This is a genomic window from Novosphingobium kalidii (assembly GCF_040534015.1).
Lineage (GTDB): Bacteria > Pseudomonadota > Alphaproteobacteria > Sphingomonadales > Sphingomonadaceae > Novosphingobium > Novosphingobium kalidii.
Map to the genome: position 1 here is coordinate 33282 of NZ_JBEWLY010000004.1, position 17095 is coordinate 50376.

A 17095-nucleotide genomic window follows, 5' to 3' on the forward strand; every position below is an offset into this window, starting at 1 on the left:
ACGCTCGGCCGGGCAATGCATTTAGGGAATTTTCCGTGACAGCGCATCGCATCGTCTTCGCCAATGAGAAGGGCGGAACCGGCAAGTCTACCACCGCGGTTCACGTCGCTATCGCGCTCGCCTATCAGGGCGCGAGTGTCGCATGCATCGATCTCGACCACCGCCAACGCACGCTGTTCCGCTACATGGAGAACCGCCTCGACACCGAAAAGCGGCGCCAGATCAGCCTGCCGGGCACGCGCTTCGCGGTTTACGACGGCACCAGCGTCGAGGAACTCGAAGAGCTGGCGGAAGCGATTGCGGAAGAACAGGATTTCCTGGTGTTCGACACGCCGGGCCGCGACGATCCGCTTGCTCGGCACGTCGCCACGACGGCGGATACGCTGGTCACTCCGCTCAACGACAGCTTCGTGGACTTCGACCTGATCGGCCAGGTGGAGGGTGAAACCTTCAAGGTGAAGAAGCTGTCTTTCTATGCCGAACTGATGTGGGAAGCGCGCAAGAAGCGTGCGCACTCGACCATCAACCAGCAGCGGCGCGAGCTGGACTGGGTGGTGGTGCGCAACCGCACGCAGCATGTCGAAGCGCGCAACATGCGACGTCTTGAGGGCGCGCTGCAGGAGCTGTCGAAGCGAGTTGGGTTCCGCATCGCTGGCGGCTTGTCCGAACGCGTGATCTTCCGCGAACTGTTCCCCTCCGGGCTCACGTTGCTCGACAAGGGGCACCTCGGTGATCTCGGAACCAGTCATCTCGTGGCCCGGCAGGAACTGCGCAGCCTGGTAGCAGGGCTCAACCTGCCGGTTCCGAAACGCTCTGCTGTGCAAAGTGACGGGAACATGGCAGTCGCTGCGGAATGATGAAGCTCCTTGTCCTTGTTGCGTTCGTATTGGTTGCATGGAGACTGTTCACCGGGCGCTGGCCATGGCAGCCAAAGCTGGTTTCGAGGTCTTCGGCCGTGCGGCAGCAGGCGCGTACGCTTTTAGGTGTGCGGGCCGGAGCAGCGCGGCAGGAGATCCTCGAGGCGCACCGCCGCCTTCTCGCTACGGTGCACCCGGATCGCGGTGGCAGCAATGAACAGGTTCACGAGGCGAATGCGGCAAGGGACGTACTTCTCGCCGACTTGCCTCCTCACGTGCAGGAGTGACGATGAGCTATACCTTCGATCCCACGGTGCTTCGCGAATACGACATTCGCGGCATCATCGGCGAGACGCTGAGCATTGACGACGCGCACGCCATTGGCCGTGGCTTCGGCACGTTGCTGGCGCGCGAGGGAGGGAAAAAGGTAGTCGTCGGCTACGATGGTCGTGTCAGTTCGCCGATTCTCGAAAAGGCGCTGATCGACGGCCTCAACTCCAGCGGCATCGACGTCGTCAGCGTCGGCATGGGGCCGACGCCGATGCTCTACTACGCCGAAGCCTCAATGGAAGATGTGCAGGGCGGCATTCAGATAACTGGCAGCCACAATCCCGCCAATTACAATGGCTTCAAGATGGTATTTATGGGACGGCCGTTCTTTGGAGCGGACATCCAGAAGATCGGGAGCATGGCTGCCGCGGGAGACTGGGACGACGGGAGCGGCTCCAGCGAACAGGTGGACATCCTTAGCGAATACGTCACTCGCCTGCTCCAGGGCCTGAGCGGGTTGCCCGCTGGTAGGCTGCAGAGCCTGCGCATCGGCTGGGATGCCGGCAACGGTGCCGGGGGACCCGCCCTCGAACTGCTCACCAGCCGTATGCCGGGCGAGCATTTCCTTCTCTACACCGAAGTCGACGGAAATTTTCCCAACCATCATCCTGACCCTACCGAGGAGAAGAACCTCGCAGACCTCAAGGCTTTGGTCGCGGAGAAGAAGCTCGATTTTGGAATTGCTTTTGACGGAGATGCTGACCGTATCGGTGCAGTCGACAGCGAAGGCCGGGTGATCTGGGGCGACCAGTTGCTGATGATCTACGCGGAGGATCTTCTCCGGATGCAGCCGGGCGCCACCATCATCGCCGACGTGAAAGCGTCCCGCGCGCTGTTCGACACTGTCGCGCAGCACGGGGGCGAGCCGCTGATGTGGAAGACCGGCCACTCGCTGATCAAATCAAAGATGAAGGAGACCGGCGCACCGCTCGCGGGCGAGATGAGCGGCCATGTGTTCTTCAAGCACGACTACTACGGTTTTGACGATGCGCTCTACGCAGCGGTTCGGTTGATCGCCGCGTCCGCGCGGCTCGGCAAGTCGGTCACGGAGTTACGGGGCGACATGCCCCCGATGCTCAACACCCCCGAAATGCGGTTCCAGGTGGACGAGAGTCGTAAGTTCGCCGCCATCGAGGAGGTGAAGCAGCGCCTCGCCAGGACCGATGCGGAGGTTAACGGCATCGATGGTGTGCGTGTGAACACGACAGACGGCTGGTGGTTGCTGCGGGCCTCGAACACACAGGACGTGTTGGTGGCTCGCGCCGAGAGCGACACCCAGGAGGGCCTGGATCGACTCATGCGGCAGATCGACGAGCAGCTTGCCCTCTCAGGGCTGGAGCGCGGCCTGCAAGCCAGCCACTAACCGCAGCCTGAAGCCTCTCGCCAGGGGTAAGTGAACATGAAAGGGGAGCCACAAGGCTCCCCTTTCATGTACCGACCGTCAGCTTGGCTTGTCGCTGCTGCGAGGGGCGCTAGCGTTGATTACGCCAGCCGTTGCACTTGAGCCTATGCCATTGGTCGTGTTGGCGGCTGTCGTATCGTTCCCGCTCGAGAATTCGGAGTCTCGCTCCTGAGTGGCGGCATCCGACCGGCCATTCTCGCGCCAGCCGCTTGTCGAACCTGAGCGATAGGCGCCAGCGCTTCTATCCTGAACACGCAAGTTGTTCTGGACATGCTTGACGCCGGAGAGGCCATCCACGCAATCTTCCGCCCGCCGCTTCGCCTGACGGCTATCGACGGTGCCGTCCAGCGTCACCTCGCCGTCCCTTACGGTGACCGTGATATTGCTGGCATCCACGGTCCAGTCATGCGTGAGGTGATCGTTGGCATCTTCGAAAATGCGCTCGTCCGAGCGGGTGTAGTTCGCCGGACCACGGCCGCGGTGATCCTCGCGCGTATCCATTTCACGCTTGTCCATTTCACGGCGGCGCGACGCATCATCGTCACCGAACCAACTCGCGACTTCGTCACCAGCCCGCTGAAGAAAGCCGCGGCTTTCTCCATAGTCACGCCAACCGCTGTAGTCGCCACTGCGATCGTGATCGTGATCGCTGCGGAACCAGCTGGAGACGCCATAGCTCGGGCGATACGATTCGCTCGACCGCATGCCTCCGGAAGGGCTGTCACGATTATAGAAGTCGCGGCCGCCGTAGTCCTCGCTGGTGAAGTTGCCGAAGTCGTTTCCGCCACTCGCATCGAAGTCACGCGGGTGGTAAACCTGCTCGCGAGGACCTGAGCGCGGGGACCGCCTGCGCATATTCCAGTCCTCCTGGGAGTCATAATCTTCGCGGTAGGGCTCGCCCTGACCGGAAAACCGGTAGCCGGACTGACGATAGCTGCGGTCGCCTCGCCCGTCGTCCTGCCAATCTCCGCCGGGCTGGCGATGGTCATCAGATTGCGACTGGTAGGGCTGCTGCTGCCTGTAATGGGCTTCGTCGCGGTACGCACCGCTACGCTGCTGGCTGCGTCCATAGGGTTGTTGACGGTCTCGATCGCTCATCGAAAAATCTCCTTCTGGTGTTCGGGAGCCCGTTGCGGTCTGGGTCGCACTACAGCTCCGAGCCGCTCAGCTCCATCGCGTTCTCCCCGATACTGATACAACGCGACGCGCGCCCGTATGGTCCACCGCCCGGCGTAGTCGCCGCTCGCCCGGACGCTCCAGCTTGCCGCGGGTGCCGTTCGTCGCCACCTTTGGCTCGATGCAGCAGCAAGGAACCCTTCCTTCCGAAATCGATGCGTGGTTCACTGCGCGTGGCTGGCGTGTTCGGCGCCACCAGTTTGAGATGCACGCAGCTTCCGAGGCTGGGCTGCACGCCCTGCTTGTCGCGGACACTGGCGCAGGCAAGACGCTGGCTGGCTTCCTCCCGACGCTTGCCGCGTTCTGCCCTTCACGGCTTGGTGCGGCGCAGCCTCCGGAGGGATTGCACACACTGTACGTCTCACCCCTCAAGGCGCTTGCGCATGACGTGCAGCGAAACCTGATCGCCCCCATCGCCGAAATGGGCTTGCCGATCGTGGTCGAGACTCGCAGCGGCGACACGCCATCGGATCGCAAGGCGCGGCAACGCGCTCGCCCGCCGCACGTTCTGCTCACTACGCCCGAGTCGTTGTCGCTGCTGCTAAGCTACCCCGAAGCGGAAACGCTTTTCGCCGGCCTCAAACGCGTTGTCATTGATGAGGTCCACGCCTTCGCCACGGGCAAGCGCGGCGATTTGCTGGCGCTGGCTTTGTCCCGGCTGCAGGCGATCGCGCCTGAACTGCAGCGCGTTGGGCTGTCGGCCACGGTGGCCTCGCCTGAGGCGTATCGCGCGTGGCTGGCGCCTTGGGGCGATCTCGACAGCGTTGCGCTTGTGCAGGGCGAGGAAGGTGCGCAGCCGCAAGTCACGATCATGCTGCCGGAGGAGGAACGCATCCCCTGGAGCGGCCATGCCGCGACCTGGGCCATCCCGCAGCTGTACGAGCAGATCCGCGCGCATTGCACCACGCTGATCTTCACCAACACGCGGTTTCTTGCCGAGTACATCTTTCAGTGGCTGTGGGATGCCAACGAGGACAACCTGCCGATCGGCATACACCATGGCTCTCTTTCGAAAGAAGCCCGCCGGAAGGTGGAAGGGGCGATGGCGCGGGGCGAACTGCGCGCGCTCGTTTGCACCGCAAGTCTCGACCTGGGGGTGGACTGGGGTGACATCGACCTCGTTGTGCAGATGGGAGCGCCGAAGGGATCTTCGCGGTTGCTCCAGCGCATTGGTCGGGCAAATCACCGTCTGGATCAGCCTAGCAAGGCCGTGCTGGTACCGGGGAATCGCTTTGAGTTCATCGAGGCGGTTGCTGCTGTGGAGGCAGTCACCGAGGGCACTCGTGACGGCGAGGACTTCCGGCCCGGCGGACTCGACGTACTGGCCCAGCACGTCATGGGCTGTGCCTGTGCCGGCTCCTTCGACGAGGAGATGCTTCGAGCCGAAGTCCGAAGTTCGTTACCCTACGCGTGGGTTGACGAGGCGACTTTTCGGCGTGTGCTCGAGTTCGTGGCAACCGGGGGGTACGCGTTGCGCTCGTACGATCGGTTCCAGCGCATTGTGCGGGATCGTGACGGCTCCTGGCGCCTCGCTCATCCCCAGCATGCCGCACGGCACAGGATCAACGCCGGTATCATTGTCGATAACGAGATGTTGGACGTGCGGTTTCGCAATGGGCGATCGTTGGGCAAGGTCGAGGAAACGTTTGGCGCAGGTCTGCGGGCGGGGGACACGTTTCGATTTGCCGGCCTCGATCTGGAGGTGGAAGGTGTGCGCGATCTCGAATTGCTCGTGCGGGCCGCTCGCAAGTCGGCTGCGATCCCGAGCTACTCAGGTCTGCGTCTGCCCATCAGCGGCCATCTGGCTGATCGCGTGCGGACTCTGCTGGCGGACCGTGCAGGGTGGGCTCGTTTCCCCGACGACGTGCGCGAATGGCTTGAGGTGCAGGACTGGCGTTCGCATTTGCCGGAACCGGGAAGGCTGCTCGTCGAGAGCTTCCCGCACCGCAGTCTCGCGTACACCAGCTACTACACGTTTGAGGGGTGGAATGCGAACCAGTCGCTCGGCATGCTGCTTACCCGGCGTATGGAAGACCGAGGCCTGGGGCCCCTCGGCTTCGTGGCGACCGACTATACGCTTGTGGTATGGGGGCTGAAGCCGGTTGAGGATCCCGCCGAGCTCCTCTCACCCGATATCTTGACCGAGGAGTTCATCGACTGGGTGCAGCAGTCGCATCTTCTGCGGCGCGCTTTCCGCGAGGTGGCGGTGATCTCGGGTTTGGTGGAGCGGCAGCAGCCCGGCAAACGCAAGTCGGGGCGCCAGGTCACCTTCTCCACGGACCTTATCTACGACGTCCTGCGCAAGTACGAACCCGACCACCTGCTGATTCAGGCTGCCTGGGCTGATGCACGAGCACGCATGACGGACGTGGGCCGTGTGGGGGACGTACTTGATCGAGCCGCCAGGGAAATCGACCATGTGAAGCTTGATCGCATCAGTCCTCTGTCGGTGCCGGCTCTCTCGATGATCGGGCGGGAGAACCTGCCGTCGGGGGAGGCCGAAGAGGATATACTGCTTGAGGCGGAAAGTCTGGCCAGCTTGGCCATGCGCACCGAACCGCTCGACGACGACGCTGAGCTTTCCGACCTGAGCTGAGGCACTGGCCCCGCGCTGCAGGTGCGAGGCAGGTGGTGCCGGTTGAGTGAGCGCAAAAGAAAAGGGGCGGATTTCTCCGCCCCTTGTTGCCCGTCCGGGACCGGTTTGCGTTTGCGCGCCTTACTTGTCGAATTCCGAGTATTGCTCGTTACCGACGAAGCCGAACTTGGTGACCTGCGAGCTCTTGATGATGTTGAGCACCTTAGCCGAGAGGTCATAGCTGGCCTGAGCTTCGGGCTGGAACTGAAGTTCCGGCTCGACTGCGTAAGTCAGCGATTCCTGCAGGTTGCCGAGCAGCATCGCGCCATCGATTGGCGTTCCGTTCCACAAGATCTCGTTATCGGGCGTGATCACGACCTTGTTCTTGATCGGATCGACCGGCGGCGGCGTATCCGTCGGCGGTGCCGCAACCGGAAGGTCGATGTCGATCGAGTGGGTCGCCACCGGGATGGTGATGATGAACATGATGAGCAGCACGAGCATGACGTCGATGAGCGGCGTCGTGTTCATCTCCATCATCGGCGCGCCGTCGTCGCTGCCTCCTGACATTGCCATAGGGAGTACTCCTGGTTTCTATCTTAGGCTGACGTCACGCGCCGGGATCGACGGGGTTCGAGATGAAGCCCACGGTCGGATAGCCCGAAACCTGCACGTTGTAGATCGCACCGGCCACACAGCGCCACGGCGCTTCCACGTCGCCGCGGATATGAACCTGCGGGATGGCTTCCGGATTGTTCTTGAGCGCTTCGGGGCCGCCTTCACGCTTTACGATGTTGTCCAGACGCTCGAAGGCGCGGTCACGCAGTTCCTCGGAGCTCACGGGCGTGATGTTATTGAAGTACACGCGGCATTCGCCGTTCCGTGAGGCGCCTTGGAAGCCCGGCTCGCCGGCGGCGCGGCCCGCCGCATCAGTGGTGGAAACCGTCAGCAAGAGGTTCTCGACCTTGTCTTTCGATTCAGCCGATTCGATGATCGGAATGCGTAGCCTTTCGATCGTCTGGATCGCGACCGGAACCGCGATGAGGAAGATGATCAGCAGCACCAGCATCACGTCGACGAGCGGCGTCGTGTTGATGTCGGACATCGGTGCGTCTGCACCGCCTCCGCCCGTAGAAATCGCCATAGTCTTATCCTAGTTCCTAGCTTTGCCTCGGGAGAGGGCAGTGGACGCGCATGCCCGCCCACTGCCTCTCCCGTCCGCACGATGGACGGGCACCCCGTCCATCGCCCGCATAGTCTTACGACTTGACGGGGGCTGCGGCAGGCTTGGCGGTCGCAGCAGCCGGCTTGGCGGCAGTCGACGCAACCACAGGCTTCACGTTGCCACGCGAGCTGATGTTGGCCAGGACGTCGCTCGAGAAGCCGGTGAGCAGCTCGGCGATGCGCTTGTTGCGGCTCTGCAGATAGTTGTACGCGAGCACGGCGGGTACGGCGACGAGCAGACCGAGAGCGGTCATGATGAGCGCCTCACCGACGGGGCCAGCCACCTTGTCGATCGATGCCGAACCGGCAAGGCCGATGGCGATCAGAGCGCGGTAGATGCCGACGACGGTGCCGAACAGACCGATGAACGGAGCGGTCGCGCCGACGGTGGCGAGGAACGGTAGGCCCGAAGCAAGGCGAGCGTTGATCGTCGCTTCCGAGCGAGCGAGCGAGCCATGCATCCAGTCATGCGCTTCGAGAGCATCGGTCATCTTCGAGTGCTGCTCTTCGGCGGCAAGGCCATCGTCAACAATCTGGCGCCAAGCGCTGTTCTTCTCGAGCTTGGTAGCGCCTTCGCGAAGGGTCGGAGCCCTCCAGAAAGACGTGCGCACGGCTTGGTACTGACGAAGGATCTTCGACTGTTCGAACCACTTGGTGAACAGGATGTAGAACGAGCCGAACGACATGATCGCAAGGATGATGACGGTCGCATAGGCGATGAAACCGCCCTGTTCCAGCGCCTCGGCAAAGCCGAACTTGTTCTGCGGGGCGCCCTGAGCACCAGCGGCGAGAAGGTCAAGGATAAGCATGCGGTTGAATCCTCTTAAGACAATAAAGCGAAGGTGGTTGGCCGCGCAGGTCTGCGCAGCCTAATCATGTCACCGTGGAATTTCCCAGCGGATCCGGTTGCTGTAGGTGCTCTGCACCGGCTCGCCGTTTTGCAGGGCGGGCTTGAAGCGCGCGCGGCGACTCACGTTTTTGCAGGTGGCCTCGTCAAGGTCTGGCGAGCCACTTGAGCTGGTGATCTGGCAATCAACCACGCGTCCGTTGGTGTCGATCGTCACCCGGAAGCCGGTCGTGCCGGTCCGCTCTTCGCGAAGGGCACGCTGCGGATAGTCATCCGGAGTGGCCCAAGAGCCGGGGTTCCCCCGTGGCTGAGCCGCGGTGGTCGGACCCTTCGGTGCCGGTGGCGGCGGCGGGGCGGGAGGCGCAGGAACAGGAGCCGGCGGCGCCAGAATAAGTGCTGGCGGAGCAGGCGGCGCAACCCGGACCGTCTCGATCGCGGGCGGCTTCGTTGCGACATTGATCTTCACCGGCGGAGCCACCGGAGGCGGTGGAGCCACATCGGGCTGCTTCTGCTCCGGCGGAGGTGGCGGCGGTTCCTCCTTCTTCGGTTCTTCTTCCTTGATGTCCACGGTGGTCACCTTCTGAATGACCTGTTTCGCCGCTTCATAGGCGAGGCCGGTGACGAGCGCGTAACCAATGAAGATATGTACCAGCGCAACAATGACGATCGCGGTAATCTTGTTACCGCTCATCGATTGGTCAGCGTAAGCCATTCAGATACATCACTCCATCTAACAGCCCGGACGACGTCCGGGGCACCCATGTGCACCGCCGCAACGGCACTCATGAAGAAACTGTTTATATCCACCCTGACGGCTGACGGCCAACCCATAACGAAGATATTCGTTTGAGCGAACCGTGGGGCGATTTTTAAGCTATTAGCCCCGCTTTTGCGCATTTCCTTAGCGGTGAAGCCCCACCCGTGCAACGACCTTCTAAGGTGCGGCGCGGTTAACACGGGATTCAGCGCGAAATTGCCGATAGAAGGGGTGAATTGGCGATCGGTGCGCACCATGTCATGCGGTTCAGCCGCGCACCAACGGAGATGATGTGTACATGTCGACCTTGCGACGCCTTGCGCCCGCGCTTCTCGCCGCCGCGCCCCTAGCGGCTTTCAGCCCCGCCGCGCAGGCTCAGGCATCCTTGCTTCCGCCGGCAGCCGGCGTGACGTACGCCGACCTTGCAGACTTGGCTGATTCGGCTCCGCTTGTCGTGCAAGCGCGCATTCGCAAGATTGTCCCCATCGAGGATTCGCGGGCCCCGGGTCTGCAACCCGGCAAGAGCCGGTTCTACGTTCAAGCAGAGACGCTTGCGCTCATTACCGGGAGGACGCCGATCGGTGAGTCCTTTGCCTATCTCGTCGATCTGCCTCTCGACGCCAACGGCAAGCCGCCGTTCCGCAAGAAAGACGGGGTTCTTCTCTTTGCCCGGCCGGTACCGGGGCGGTCCGGCGAACTGCAGTTGGTCCAGCCCTCCGCCCAAGTCCCCTGGAGTGAGGCCACAGAGGCGCGCGTGCGGGGGATCGTAACGGCGCTGCTCGCTCCTGATGCACCGGGAGAGGTAACCGGTGTGCGTGAGCTCATCCATGTTCCGGGAACGCTTGCCGGGGAAGGGGAGACGCAGATTTTCCTCAACACTGCGGATTCGTCGGCCGCATCCATCACTGTGCGCCACTACCAAGATCGACCTTCGGAATGGGGCGTCTCGTTCTCGGAACTCGTGGCCGACGTGGGCCGCCCGCCGCAACGCGAGAGCCTCGAATGGTATCGGCTCGCCTGTTTCTTGCCGCAAGACCCGCCCGTCGGCGCCAACTTGTCCGAAACGCTGGAAGCCCGCCGCATGGCGGAGGCCGACTATCGAATGGTGATGAACGCCCTAGGACCCTGCCGCCGCACGAGGTGAAGGATAGGCAAAAAACGGAAGCGAGGTGTTGGTGTAGCCAAGCCGCTGGCATTCGCGGCGCCTCTGCCTTAGTGCGCGCTCCCGAAAGGGAGCACCATGGCTGAACCGCTGAACATCGCCCTCGCCGGCCTCGGAACTGTTGGATCCGGCGTCGTGCGCCTGATCGAGACCAATGCCGAACTGATTGCCCGCCGCGCCCGTCGTCCGATTCGTATCGCGGCAGTCAGTGCGCGTGACCGCAGCAAGGACCGCGGCGTCGACTTGTCGCGCTATCAGTGGCTCGACGACCCCGCTGAGATGGCCCTGCGCCCTGAGATCGACGTCGTGGTCGAGATGGTGGGCGGTTCGGACGGACCGGCCTTGGCCTTGGCACGCAACGCGATTGCCGGGGGCAAGTCTTTGGTGACCGCCAACAAGGCGATGATCGCGCACCATGGTCTGGAGCTTGCCGCCGCTGCGGAGCAGGCGGGCGTTGCGCTCAAGTTCGAGGCCGCAGTTGCTGGCGGCATTCCCGTGATCAAGGGTTTGAGCGAAGGCGCCGCAGCGAACGCGATCGAGCGCGTCTATGGCATTCTCAACGGCACCTGCAATTACATCCTGACCACCATGGAAGCCACCGGTCGCGACTTCGCCGACGTGCTGGCCGAGGCGCAGCGCCTTGGTTATGCGGAAGCCGACCCTACGTTCGATGTCGAGGGTGTCGATGCGGCGCACAAGCTGGCGATCCTGGCCGCCATTGCGTTCGGTGCGCGTCTGCGCTTCGACGCAGTGGAGACAACCGGCATTACCGGCGTGCTGGCTGCGGACATCGCGCAGGCGCGGGCGCTGGGCTACGTCATTCGCCTGATCGGCACCGCGGAGATCGACCGCGTCGGTACGGCGCCGGGCTTGTTCCAGCGTGTGCGTCCGCACCTGGTGCCGTGCGATCACCCGCTCGCAAGCGTGGACGGTGCCACCAATGCAGTCGTTGCCGAAGGCAACTTCATGGGGCGCTTGCTGTTTCAGGGAGCCGGTGCGGGAGATGGACCGACGGCGAGCGCGGTCGTCGCGGATCTCATCGACATCGCACGAGGGGAAAAGGGCGCTGCTTTCTCGATGCCCTCGCACGAACTGGAAGCCCTTGAGCCGGCGCAATCAGGACACCGGATGGGAAGGGCTTATATTCGCTTCACTGTCCCGGATCGTCCCGGTGTCCTGGCCGAGATCACGGCCGCCATGCGCGACGCCGGCGTCTCGATCGAGAGCTTCATTCAGAAAGGCCGGGGCGAAGCTGCGGGCGAGGTAATCGTAGCTCTTGTCACGCACGAAGGTCCCGAATCAGCAGTGAGTGAAGCTCTGCGGATTCTTGAGGGCTCCGACGCCTTGGCCGCACCGCCATTGGTGATGCAGATCATCACTTGATGCGTATCAAGGTGCGCGGATCTCGCCTTTAGCGATCCTGTCGGCATCCGATCCTGCGGGCGCTTCGGGAATGCTCGCAAGGTCGATCATGTAAGCAGGAGGCGGTGCGCAGCAGATCGTCGCGGTGGCCTTGCCCTTGAAGATACCTCCGCCGGCGACATCCGGGGGGCTAAGCCGCCCGTCGTCCGTTCCGTACTTGGAAGTCGGATCGATGTCGCTGCTCGATTGTGCGCGGAACTGCTCCTCGTCCTGCGCGCATACGACGATGTCGTTACCTCTGGGCGCCTCGCAGCGTGGCCGCAGGGGTGGGGTAAGCCGCCCCTGGTTTGCCATGAGCTTACGGGCGACAGCCCGGTCTTCAGCGGACACCTCTTGCGCCGAACACGGTAGCGGGAAGGTAGCTGCCGCAATGGTCAGCGCCAGCAGCGGGGTGCATCGTCTCGACAATCCCGGTTCCCCTGTTTAAGCGCTTCGTGCCCTATCAGCACGCCGCCACCGCTTAATCCGGAGTGAACATGCCGCAAAAGCCGACACCTGCAAGCAAAGTTCTCGATCGTGTATTGGTGCTCGAAATGGTCCGTGTCACCGAGGCGGCCGCGATCGCAGCATCGGAACTGATCGGCCGCGGCGATGAGAAGGCGGCTGACCACGCAGCAGTGGAAGCCATGCGCAAGGCTTTCGACGAGCTCTACATGGACGGCACCGTGGTCATCGGTGAGGGCGAGCGTGACGAAGCGCCGATGCTCTACATCGGCGAGAAAGTCGGCGGAGCGCCCGGGACGGGGCCCAAGATCGACATCGCGCTCGACCCGCTCGAGGGCACGACGATCACTGCGAAGGCCGGCCCCAACGCGCTGGCGGTGCTCGCCGCCGCAGAGGAAGGCTGCCTGTTGAATGCGCCCGATGTCTACATGGACAAACTGGCCGTGGGACCGGGCTACCCCGAGGACGTGATCTCGCTCGACAAGAGTCCGACCGAGAACGTCGAGGCGGTCGCCGCGGCCAAAGGCGTGCGACCCGACCAGATCATCGTGTGCGTCCTCGATCGCCCACGTCATTCCGAACTGATCGCGGAATTGCGCGGGCTGGGCTGCGGCGTAGTCTTGATCGGGGATGGCGATGTGGCCGGCGTCATCGCGGTGACGGACGAGAACACCACCATCGACTTGTACATGGGGTCGGGCGGTGCGCCGGAAGGCGTGCTGGCCGCTGCAGCGCTGCGCTGCGTCGGCGGACAATTCAACGGCCGCCTGCTGTTCCGCAACGACGATGAGCGCGCCCGCGCGCACCAGTGGGGTATCGAAGACCTTGATCGCATCTACAAGCTGGACGATCTCGCGAAAGGTGACTGCATCTTCGCGGCAACCGGCGTCACCAGCGGCTCACTCCTGGATGGCGTGAAGCGCCTCAAGGGCGGCAAGATGACGACTGAGAGCGTCGTCATGCGCGCCAGCTCGGGCACAGTTCGCTGGATCCGCGGCGAGCACCGTAAGTGAGTAAGCCTCTGCGCCGGGGACCAGTGCCCCGGCGCGTATTGCAATCGCGTGACGCATGACTAGAGGCAGGGGCGTTTCGACGCGCTGGTCAGGCGCCCGCTGAGGAATTCCTGCGATGAAGATCTTGTCCGGCAACAGCAATCTGCCTCTCGCGCGTGCGGTCGCAGGGTACCTTGAACTGCCTTTGACCGACGCCAGCGTCCGGCGGTTCGCCGACGAGGAGGTCTTCGTCGAAATCCATGAGAACGTGCGCGGAGAAGACGTGTTCGTGGTGCAGCCCACAAGCTACCCTGCAAACGACAACCTGATGGAGCTGCTGATCTGCATCGATGCGCTGCGCCGCGCCTCGGCCAAGCGCATTACCGCAGTGGTGCCATACTTCGGCTATGCCCGGCAGGACCGGAAGCCTGGTCCGCGTACGCCGATTTCCGCCAAGCTGGTTGCGAACCTGATCACGCAGGCGGGAGCGGACCGCGTGCTTTCCGTCGATCTTCACGCAGGGCAGATCCAGGGGTTCTTCGATATCCCGACGGACAACCTTTTTGCCGCGCCGGTCATGTCAGCCGACATCCAGGCGCGCCTCGGCGGGCAGGAACTCACTGTCGTTTCGCCGGACGTCGGTGGCGTGGTCCGCGCTCGCTCCCTGGCCAAGCGGCTCGATAATGCGCCGCTGGCCATCGTGGACAAGCGACGCGACCGGCCAGGTCAGTCCGAGGTGATGAACATCATCGGCGACGTAAAGGGGCGTACCTGCATTCTGATCGACGACATCATCGATTCGGGCGGCACCTTGTGCAACGCGGCGCAAGCTCTGCTGGATGAGGGCGCGGAAAGCGTCACCGCTTACATTACGCACGGCGTTCTGTCAGGCGGTGCTGTGGCGCGCGTGAACAATTCGGCCCTGAAGGAGTTGGTGATCACCGATTCCATCCTGGCCACCGATGCAACTCGCGAATCCTCTCGTATCCGCAGCTTGACCATTGCGCCGCTGCTGGGCGAAGCAATCCGCCGCATCGCTGACGAGAGCTCGGTTTCCAGCCTGTTTGACTGAACGAAGCTTATTCCCAGGGGCGCTTGGCCCCTGGGGCAAGGCGTTCTAGCGTCTCGAGCCGACGGGCCTGACGGGCGTCCAGCGAACTTGTCAGCAATGGTTGCGCCAGCGCTTTGAACCGGCCTGGCGGCATGCCGAACAGTTCCGTAAACTCGCGGATCAAGTGGCTTTCGTCGTAATAGCGCAAGGCGAAAGCCTGCCCTTCCTCTTTATCGGCAACGCCCCGTAAGAAGCTCGCCATGTCGAGCGCTCGGGCGCGCTTAAGCACTTGCTTGGGGGGCATCCCGAAGTCGCGGCTCACGAGCCTTTCGAGGCGTCGCCGGTCTACTCCGATTTCACGCGCGGCTTGCGAGATGGACATCGCGGGATCCCTGAACGCGATTTTCTCGAAGTGAGCCGTCACTGGGTCAGGCTCTGCGTTCGGCAGCGTGGCGAGATGATCGCGAAAGAACCCCTCGAGCCTGACCAGCCAGTCCTCGGGCGTTCCAGCCGGGTTGATGAGGGATAGGATATGTTCGCAGCAGTCATCCGGGGGAGAAATGACCCTGTCGACCAAGTCTGGTCCGTTCAGCTCGATCAGTGCGTTACAGGCGCTGGGCCGCAGCGCCACGATGAGGCTGACAATCGAGCTGGTTACGCGCAGCGATCTGAGGCGGGACTGAGGCCCGCAGAAAAGAACGTTACGCGCTTGGTGCTGCTGCAGGCCGGCAAGCGTCTCCACCTCACAATCGCCCGCGAGCTGCACACGCAGGCTTGGGGTCTCGGAAAACAGCCCGCACGAGAGTGTCTCTCCCGGGGGCAGATCGATCTGGATCACACCAAGCCTTGCAATCCAGTCAGCCAAATCACTGGCGGGGGCGCGGTTGTATGAAAGCGGCAGCCCGTTGCGTGTATAACCGAGTTCAGGAACGGAGCGGGAATCGACCGCTGATCGCGCCGTATGAGTCATGCCTCCTCAACTTCAATCTGCCCCAGGTTGAGGATAGGACAAACGATGGAGATGTGACAATTGTTTCGCCGCGGTTGTATCGGGTGCCGACTAGATTTTCTTACAGGGGTTGCCAGCTGTACGGCTTGCCGCGCTCCGGAGGGAGTGTAACAGATACAGGATGAACCTAGACGCTGAACTCGCCCTCGCTATTCGCCTCGCCGATGTGGCGGGCGCTGCCATTCGTCCGCATTTCCGTTCCGGGCTGGAAGTGGAAAGCAAATCCGACGCATCGCCGGTCACGATAGCGGACCGAGCCGCTGAGGAAGCTATGCGCCGCACCCTCAAGGCAGAAGTCCCACGCGATGGCGTCATCGGCGAGGAATTCGGCACGGAGGAAGGTGCCAGTGGGCGCACCTGGGTGCTCGATCCCATTGATGGAACAGTGTCGTTCTTGGCGGGCCGCCCGATCTTCGGCACTCTGATCGCGCTGCTGGTGGACGGCTGGCCAGTGCTCGGGGTCATCGACCAGCCGATTTTGCAGGAGCGCTGGGTGGGTGTCAGCGGACGCCCCACGCGCTTCAACGGATCCGATGCCCGGACGCGGCCTTGTCCCAAGCTGGATCGGGCGGCTTTGGCCACGACCGGACCGCAGTATTTCGACGATCATGAAGGTGAGCACTTCATGGCTCTGGCAGCGCGAACCGATCACAAGCGAATGATGATGGGCGGCGACTGCTACAACTACGGCTTGCTGGCGAGCGGCCATCTTGATGTAATCTGCGAAGCCGGGCTGAAGCTGCATGACTGGGCGGCGCTCGTGCCAATCGTGGAGGGTGCGGGCGGAACGATGTGCGATTGGAATGGCGAGCCGCTCCATGCAGGGTCGGACGGGCGCGTTCTCGCGATCGGCGACCCAGCCAGACTTGAGGACGTGATCGAGGCGATGACCTGCCACCACTGACGTCCACCGGGGCGCTGTTCCTCCGGAACATGCCCCGCCGGGTGTCCTGCTCGGATGCGCCTTGGGTGGCCGCGAAATGGACCGCGGCCGGTTCAGAGATGGTTGAGCGAGACTACCTGCTGAGTTGGACAAACGAGCAGACACGTCTTCATTTCGAGAGGCAATGACGCTGGTCGGCATTGACCGTGCAGAGCGTGCCTGTCATCGCGCCGCGCCATGACTGCGAACAAGCCCGGTGATCCCACGACTCTCAATCGGCTTTACGGCCGCGCCAAAGGCAAGGCCCTGCGGACGGGGCAACAGGCCTTGGTCGAGGAGCTATTGCCCCGAATAGCTGTGCCGACGGAAGGTCCAGTGACCGCCGAGCGCCTGTTTGGGCGTCCCTGCTCCCTGCATTTCGAAATCGGCTTTGGTGGTGGCGAACACATGGCCGGGCGTGCCGACATGCTGCCGGACCATGGGTTCATCGGATGCGAGCCTTTCGTCAACGGCGTGGCGCAAGCACTCGTGCATGTGTCGGGCGACAACGGAGCAGGTGCGCCGCTGGGTAACGTACGCATCCATCACGGTGACGCTCTGGAGGTGCTTGCTCGCATTCCCGACGGAGCGCTCTCGTTTCTTTACCTGCTACATCCCGACCCCTGGCCCAAGGCGCGCCATGCCAAGCGGCGGATGATGAACGATGGTCCGGTGCGGATGTTCGCTGCCAAGCTCAAGCCGGGCGGCGAGCTGCGCTTCGGCACCGATCACCCGATCTATTTACGCCACGCACTCATGGTGATGCAGCGCCACCGGGCGCAGTTCGACTGGCTCGGCGAGAAACCCGCTGATTTCCTTCAGCGTCCAGGCGGTTGGCCCGAGACCCGGTACGAAGCCAAGGCCCGCAAGCAGGGTCACGAGGTCTGGTACTTTCGATATCGGCGGCGCTGACGCGCGATATCTC

The 17095-nt window shown here is 63.0% G+C and carries 17 protein-coding genes; 10 read left to right on the plus strand and 7 right to left on the minus strand.

The window, feature by feature from the left end:
- Window positions 1–35: 35 nt before the first annotated feature.
- Genes ABVV53_RS00940 through pgmG form a run of 3 tightly spaced genes read left to right on the plus strand, consistent with a single transcriptional unit; the run spans window position 36 to window position 2550 of the window.
- Window positions 36–857, plus strand: a complete 822-nt coding sequence (locus ABVV53_RS00940; RefSeq protein ID WP_353982446.1) for a division plane positioning ATPase MipZ — start codon at window positions 36–38, stop codon at window positions 855–857.
- A complete protein-coding gene (locus ABVV53_RS00945; protein ID WP_353982447.1) occupies window positions 854–1144 on the plus strand; it encodes a J domain-containing protein in 291 nt (96 codons plus the stop codon). Before ABVV53_RS00940 ends, ABVV53_RS00945 begins: the two co-directional genes overlap by 4 nt.
- Before the next feature lie 2 nt (window positions 1145–1146).
- Window positions 1147–2550 carry a phosphoglucomutase/phosphomannomutase PgmG gene (pgmG, locus tag ABVV53_RS00950; RefSeq protein WP_353982448.1) on the plus strand — a complete coding sequence of 468 codons (1404 nt, stop codon included), beginning with the start codon at window positions 1147–1149 and terminating at the stop codon, window positions 2548–2550.
- A gap of 78 nt (window positions 2551–2628) precedes the next feature.
- On the opposite strand, the gene ABVV53_RS00955 is transcribed toward pgmG, so the two are convergent.
- A complete protein-coding gene (locus ABVV53_RS00955) occupies window positions 2629–3687 on the minus strand; it encodes a BON domain-containing protein (protein ID WP_353982449.1) in 1059 nt (352 codons plus the stop codon).
- A gap of 199 nt (window positions 3688–3886) precedes the next feature.
- Here ABVV53_RS00955 and ABVV53_RS00960 point away from each other — a divergent pair, with 199 nt between their 5' ends.
- The gene (locus ABVV53_RS00960; protein WP_353982581.1) at window positions 3887–6361 is read left to right on the plus strand and encodes a ligase-associated DNA damage response DEXH box helicase; all 2475 of its coding nucleotides are present in this window, start codon (window positions 3887–3889) and stop codon (window positions 6359–6361) included.
- A gap of 120 nt (window positions 6362–6481) precedes the next feature.
- Here ABVV53_RS00960 and ABVV53_RS00965 read toward each other — a convergent pair whose 3' ends face one another.
- The 4 genes from ABVV53_RS00965 to ABVV53_RS00980 all read right to left on the minus strand — a co-directional run bounded on the left by ABVV53_RS00965 (window position 6482) and on the right by ABVV53_RS00980 (window position 9123).
- Window positions 6482–6916 (minus strand): ExbD/TolR family protein, encoded by a 435-nt coding sequence (locus ABVV53_RS00965; RefSeq protein ID WP_353982450.1) that lies wholly within the window; start codon window positions 6914–6916, stop codon window positions 6482–6484.
- Window positions 6917–6950: 34 nt separating this feature from the next.
- Window positions 6951–7484: an ExbD/TolR family protein gene (locus ABVV53_RS00970; protein WP_353982451.1), complete on the minus strand. Its 534-nt coding sequence runs from the start codon at window positions 7482–7484 to the stop codon at window positions 6951–6953.
- Window positions 7485–7599: 115 nt separating this feature from the next.
- Entirely contained in the window at window positions 7600–8373 is a 774-nt protein-coding gene (locus ABVV53_RS00975) for a MotA/TolQ/ExbB proton channel family protein (RefSeq protein WP_353982452.1), read from the minus strand.
- Window positions 8374–8442: 69 nt separating this feature from the next.
- Window positions 8443–9123, minus strand: a complete 681-nt coding sequence (locus tag ABVV53_RS00980) for an energy transducer TonB (RefSeq protein ID WP_353982453.1) — start codon at window positions 9121–9123, stop codon at window positions 8443–8445.
- Window positions 9124–9466: 343 nt separating this feature from the next.
- Here ABVV53_RS00980 and ABVV53_RS00985 point away from each other — a divergent pair, with 343 nt between their 5' ends.
- Together ABVV53_RS00985 and ABVV53_RS00990 are read left to right on the plus strand one after the other, a co-directional pair.
- The gene (locus tag ABVV53_RS00985; protein WP_353982454.1) at window positions 9467–10312 is read left to right on the plus strand and encodes a hypothetical protein; all 846 of its coding nucleotides are present in this window, start codon (window positions 9467–9469) and stop codon (window positions 10310–10312) included.
- Between the two features lie 96 nt (window positions 10313–10408).
- A complete protein-coding gene (locus tag ABVV53_RS00990; RefSeq protein WP_353982455.1) occupies window positions 10409–11713 on the plus strand; it encodes a homoserine dehydrogenase in 1305 nt (434 codons plus the stop codon).
- A 6-nt stretch (window positions 11714–11719) separates the two neighbouring features.
- On the opposite strand, the gene ABVV53_RS00995 is transcribed toward ABVV53_RS00990, so the two are convergent.
- Window positions 11720–12160 (minus strand): hypothetical protein, encoded by a 441-nt coding sequence (locus ABVV53_RS00995; protein WP_353982456.1) that lies wholly within the window; start codon window positions 12158–12160, stop codon window positions 11720–11722.
- A 68-nt stretch (window positions 12161–12228) separates the two neighbouring features.
- Between ABVV53_RS00995 and glpX the strand changes: the two genes are divergently transcribed.
- Together glpX and ABVV53_RS01005 are read left to right on the plus strand one after the other, a co-directional pair.
- The gene (glpX, locus tag ABVV53_RS01000) at window positions 12229–13209 is read left to right on the plus strand and encodes a class II fructose-bisphosphatase (protein ID WP_353982457.1); all 981 of its coding nucleotides are present in this window, start codon (window positions 12229–12231) and stop codon (window positions 13207–13209) included.
- A 115-nt stretch (window positions 13210–13324) separates the two neighbouring features.
- Window positions 13325–14260: a ribose-phosphate pyrophosphokinase gene (locus tag ABVV53_RS01005; RefSeq protein WP_353982458.1), complete on the plus strand. Its 936-nt coding sequence runs from the start codon at window positions 13325–13327 to the stop codon at window positions 14258–14260.
- Window positions 14261–14267: 7 nt separating this feature from the next.
- Here the strand turns inward: ABVV53_RS01005 and ABVV53_RS01010 are convergent, their stop codons facing one another.
- On the minus strand, window positions 14268–15209 hold the full coding sequence (locus tag ABVV53_RS01010; protein ID WP_353982459.1) for a helix-turn-helix domain-containing protein: 942 nt from the start codon (window positions 15207–15209) through the stop codon (window positions 14268–14270).
- A 160-nt stretch (window positions 15210–15369) separates the two neighbouring features.
- Between ABVV53_RS01010 and ABVV53_RS01015 the strand changes: the two genes are divergently transcribed.
- Together ABVV53_RS01015 and trmB are read left to right on the plus strand one after the other, a co-directional pair.
- A complete protein-coding gene (locus tag ABVV53_RS01015; protein WP_353982460.1) occupies window positions 15370–16152 on the plus strand; it encodes an inositol monophosphatase family protein in 783 nt (260 codons plus the stop codon).
- Window positions 16153–16368: 216 nt separating this feature from the next.
- Window positions 16369–17082 carry a tRNA (guanine(46)-N(7))-methyltransferase TrmB gene (gene trmB, locus ABVV53_RS01020; RefSeq protein ID WP_353982461.1) on the plus strand — a complete coding sequence of 238 codons (714 nt, stop codon included), beginning with the start codon at window positions 16369–16371 and terminating at the stop codon, window positions 17080–17082.
- Window positions 17083–17095 lie beyond the last annotated feature (13 nt).

Coding starts and splice junctions, on each gene's coding strand:
- ABVV53_RS00960 (WP_353982581.1), top strand. CDS start 3,887: ATGCAGCAGCAAGGAACCCTTCCTTCCGAAATCGATGCGTGGTTCACT.
- pgmG (WP_353982448.1), top strand. CDS start 1,147: ATGAGCTATACCTTCGATCCCACGGTGCTTCGCGAATACGACATTCGC.
- ABVV53_RS00985 (WP_353982454.1), top strand. CDS start 9,467: ATGTCGACCTTGCGACGCCTTGCGCCCGCGCTTCTCGCCGCCGCGCCC.
- ABVV53_RS01005 (WP_353982458.1), top strand. CDS start 13,325: ATGAAGATCTTGTCCGGCAACAGCAATCTGCCTCTCGCGCGTGCGGTC.
- ABVV53_RS00980 (WP_353982453.1), bottom strand. CDS start 9,123: ATGGCTTACGCTGACCAATCGATGAGCGGTAACAAGATTACCGCGATC.
- ABVV53_RS00990 (WP_353982455.1), top strand. CDS start 10,409: ATGGCTGAACCGCTGAACATCGCCCTCGCCGGCCTCGGAACTGTTGGA.
- ABVV53_RS00970 (WP_353982451.1), bottom strand. CDS start 7,484: ATGGCGATTTCTACGGGCGGAGGCGGTGCAGACGCACCGATGTCCGAC.
- ABVV53_RS00975 (WP_353982452.1), bottom strand. CDS start 8,373: ATGCTTATCCTTGACCTTCTCGCCGCTGGTGCTCAGGGCGCCCCGCAG.
- ABVV53_RS00955 (WP_353982449.1), bottom strand. CDS start 3,687: ATGAGCGATCGAGACCGTCAACAACCCTATGGACGCAGCCAGCAGCGT.
- trmB (WP_353982461.1), top strand. CDS start 16,369: ATGACTGCGAACAAGCCCGGTGATCCCACGACTCTCAATCGGCTTTAC.
- ABVV53_RS01015 (WP_353982460.1), top strand. CDS start 15,370: ATGAACCTAGACGCTGAACTCGCCCTCGCTATTCGCCTCGCCGATGTG.
- ABVV53_RS00945 (WP_353982447.1), top strand. CDS start 854: ATGATGAAGCTCCTTGTCCTTGTTGCGTTCGTATTGGTTGCATGGAGA.
- ABVV53_RS00965 (WP_353982450.1), bottom strand. CDS start 6,916: ATGGCAATGTCAGGAGGCAGCGACGACGGCGCGCCGATGATGGAGATG.
- ABVV53_RS01010 (WP_353982459.1), bottom strand. CDS start 15,209: ATGACTCATACGGCGCGATCAGCGGTCGATTCCCGCTCCGTTCCTGAA.
- glpX (WP_353982457.1), top strand. CDS start 12,229: ATGCCGCAAAAGCCGACACCTGCAAGCAAAGTTCTCGATCGTGTATTG.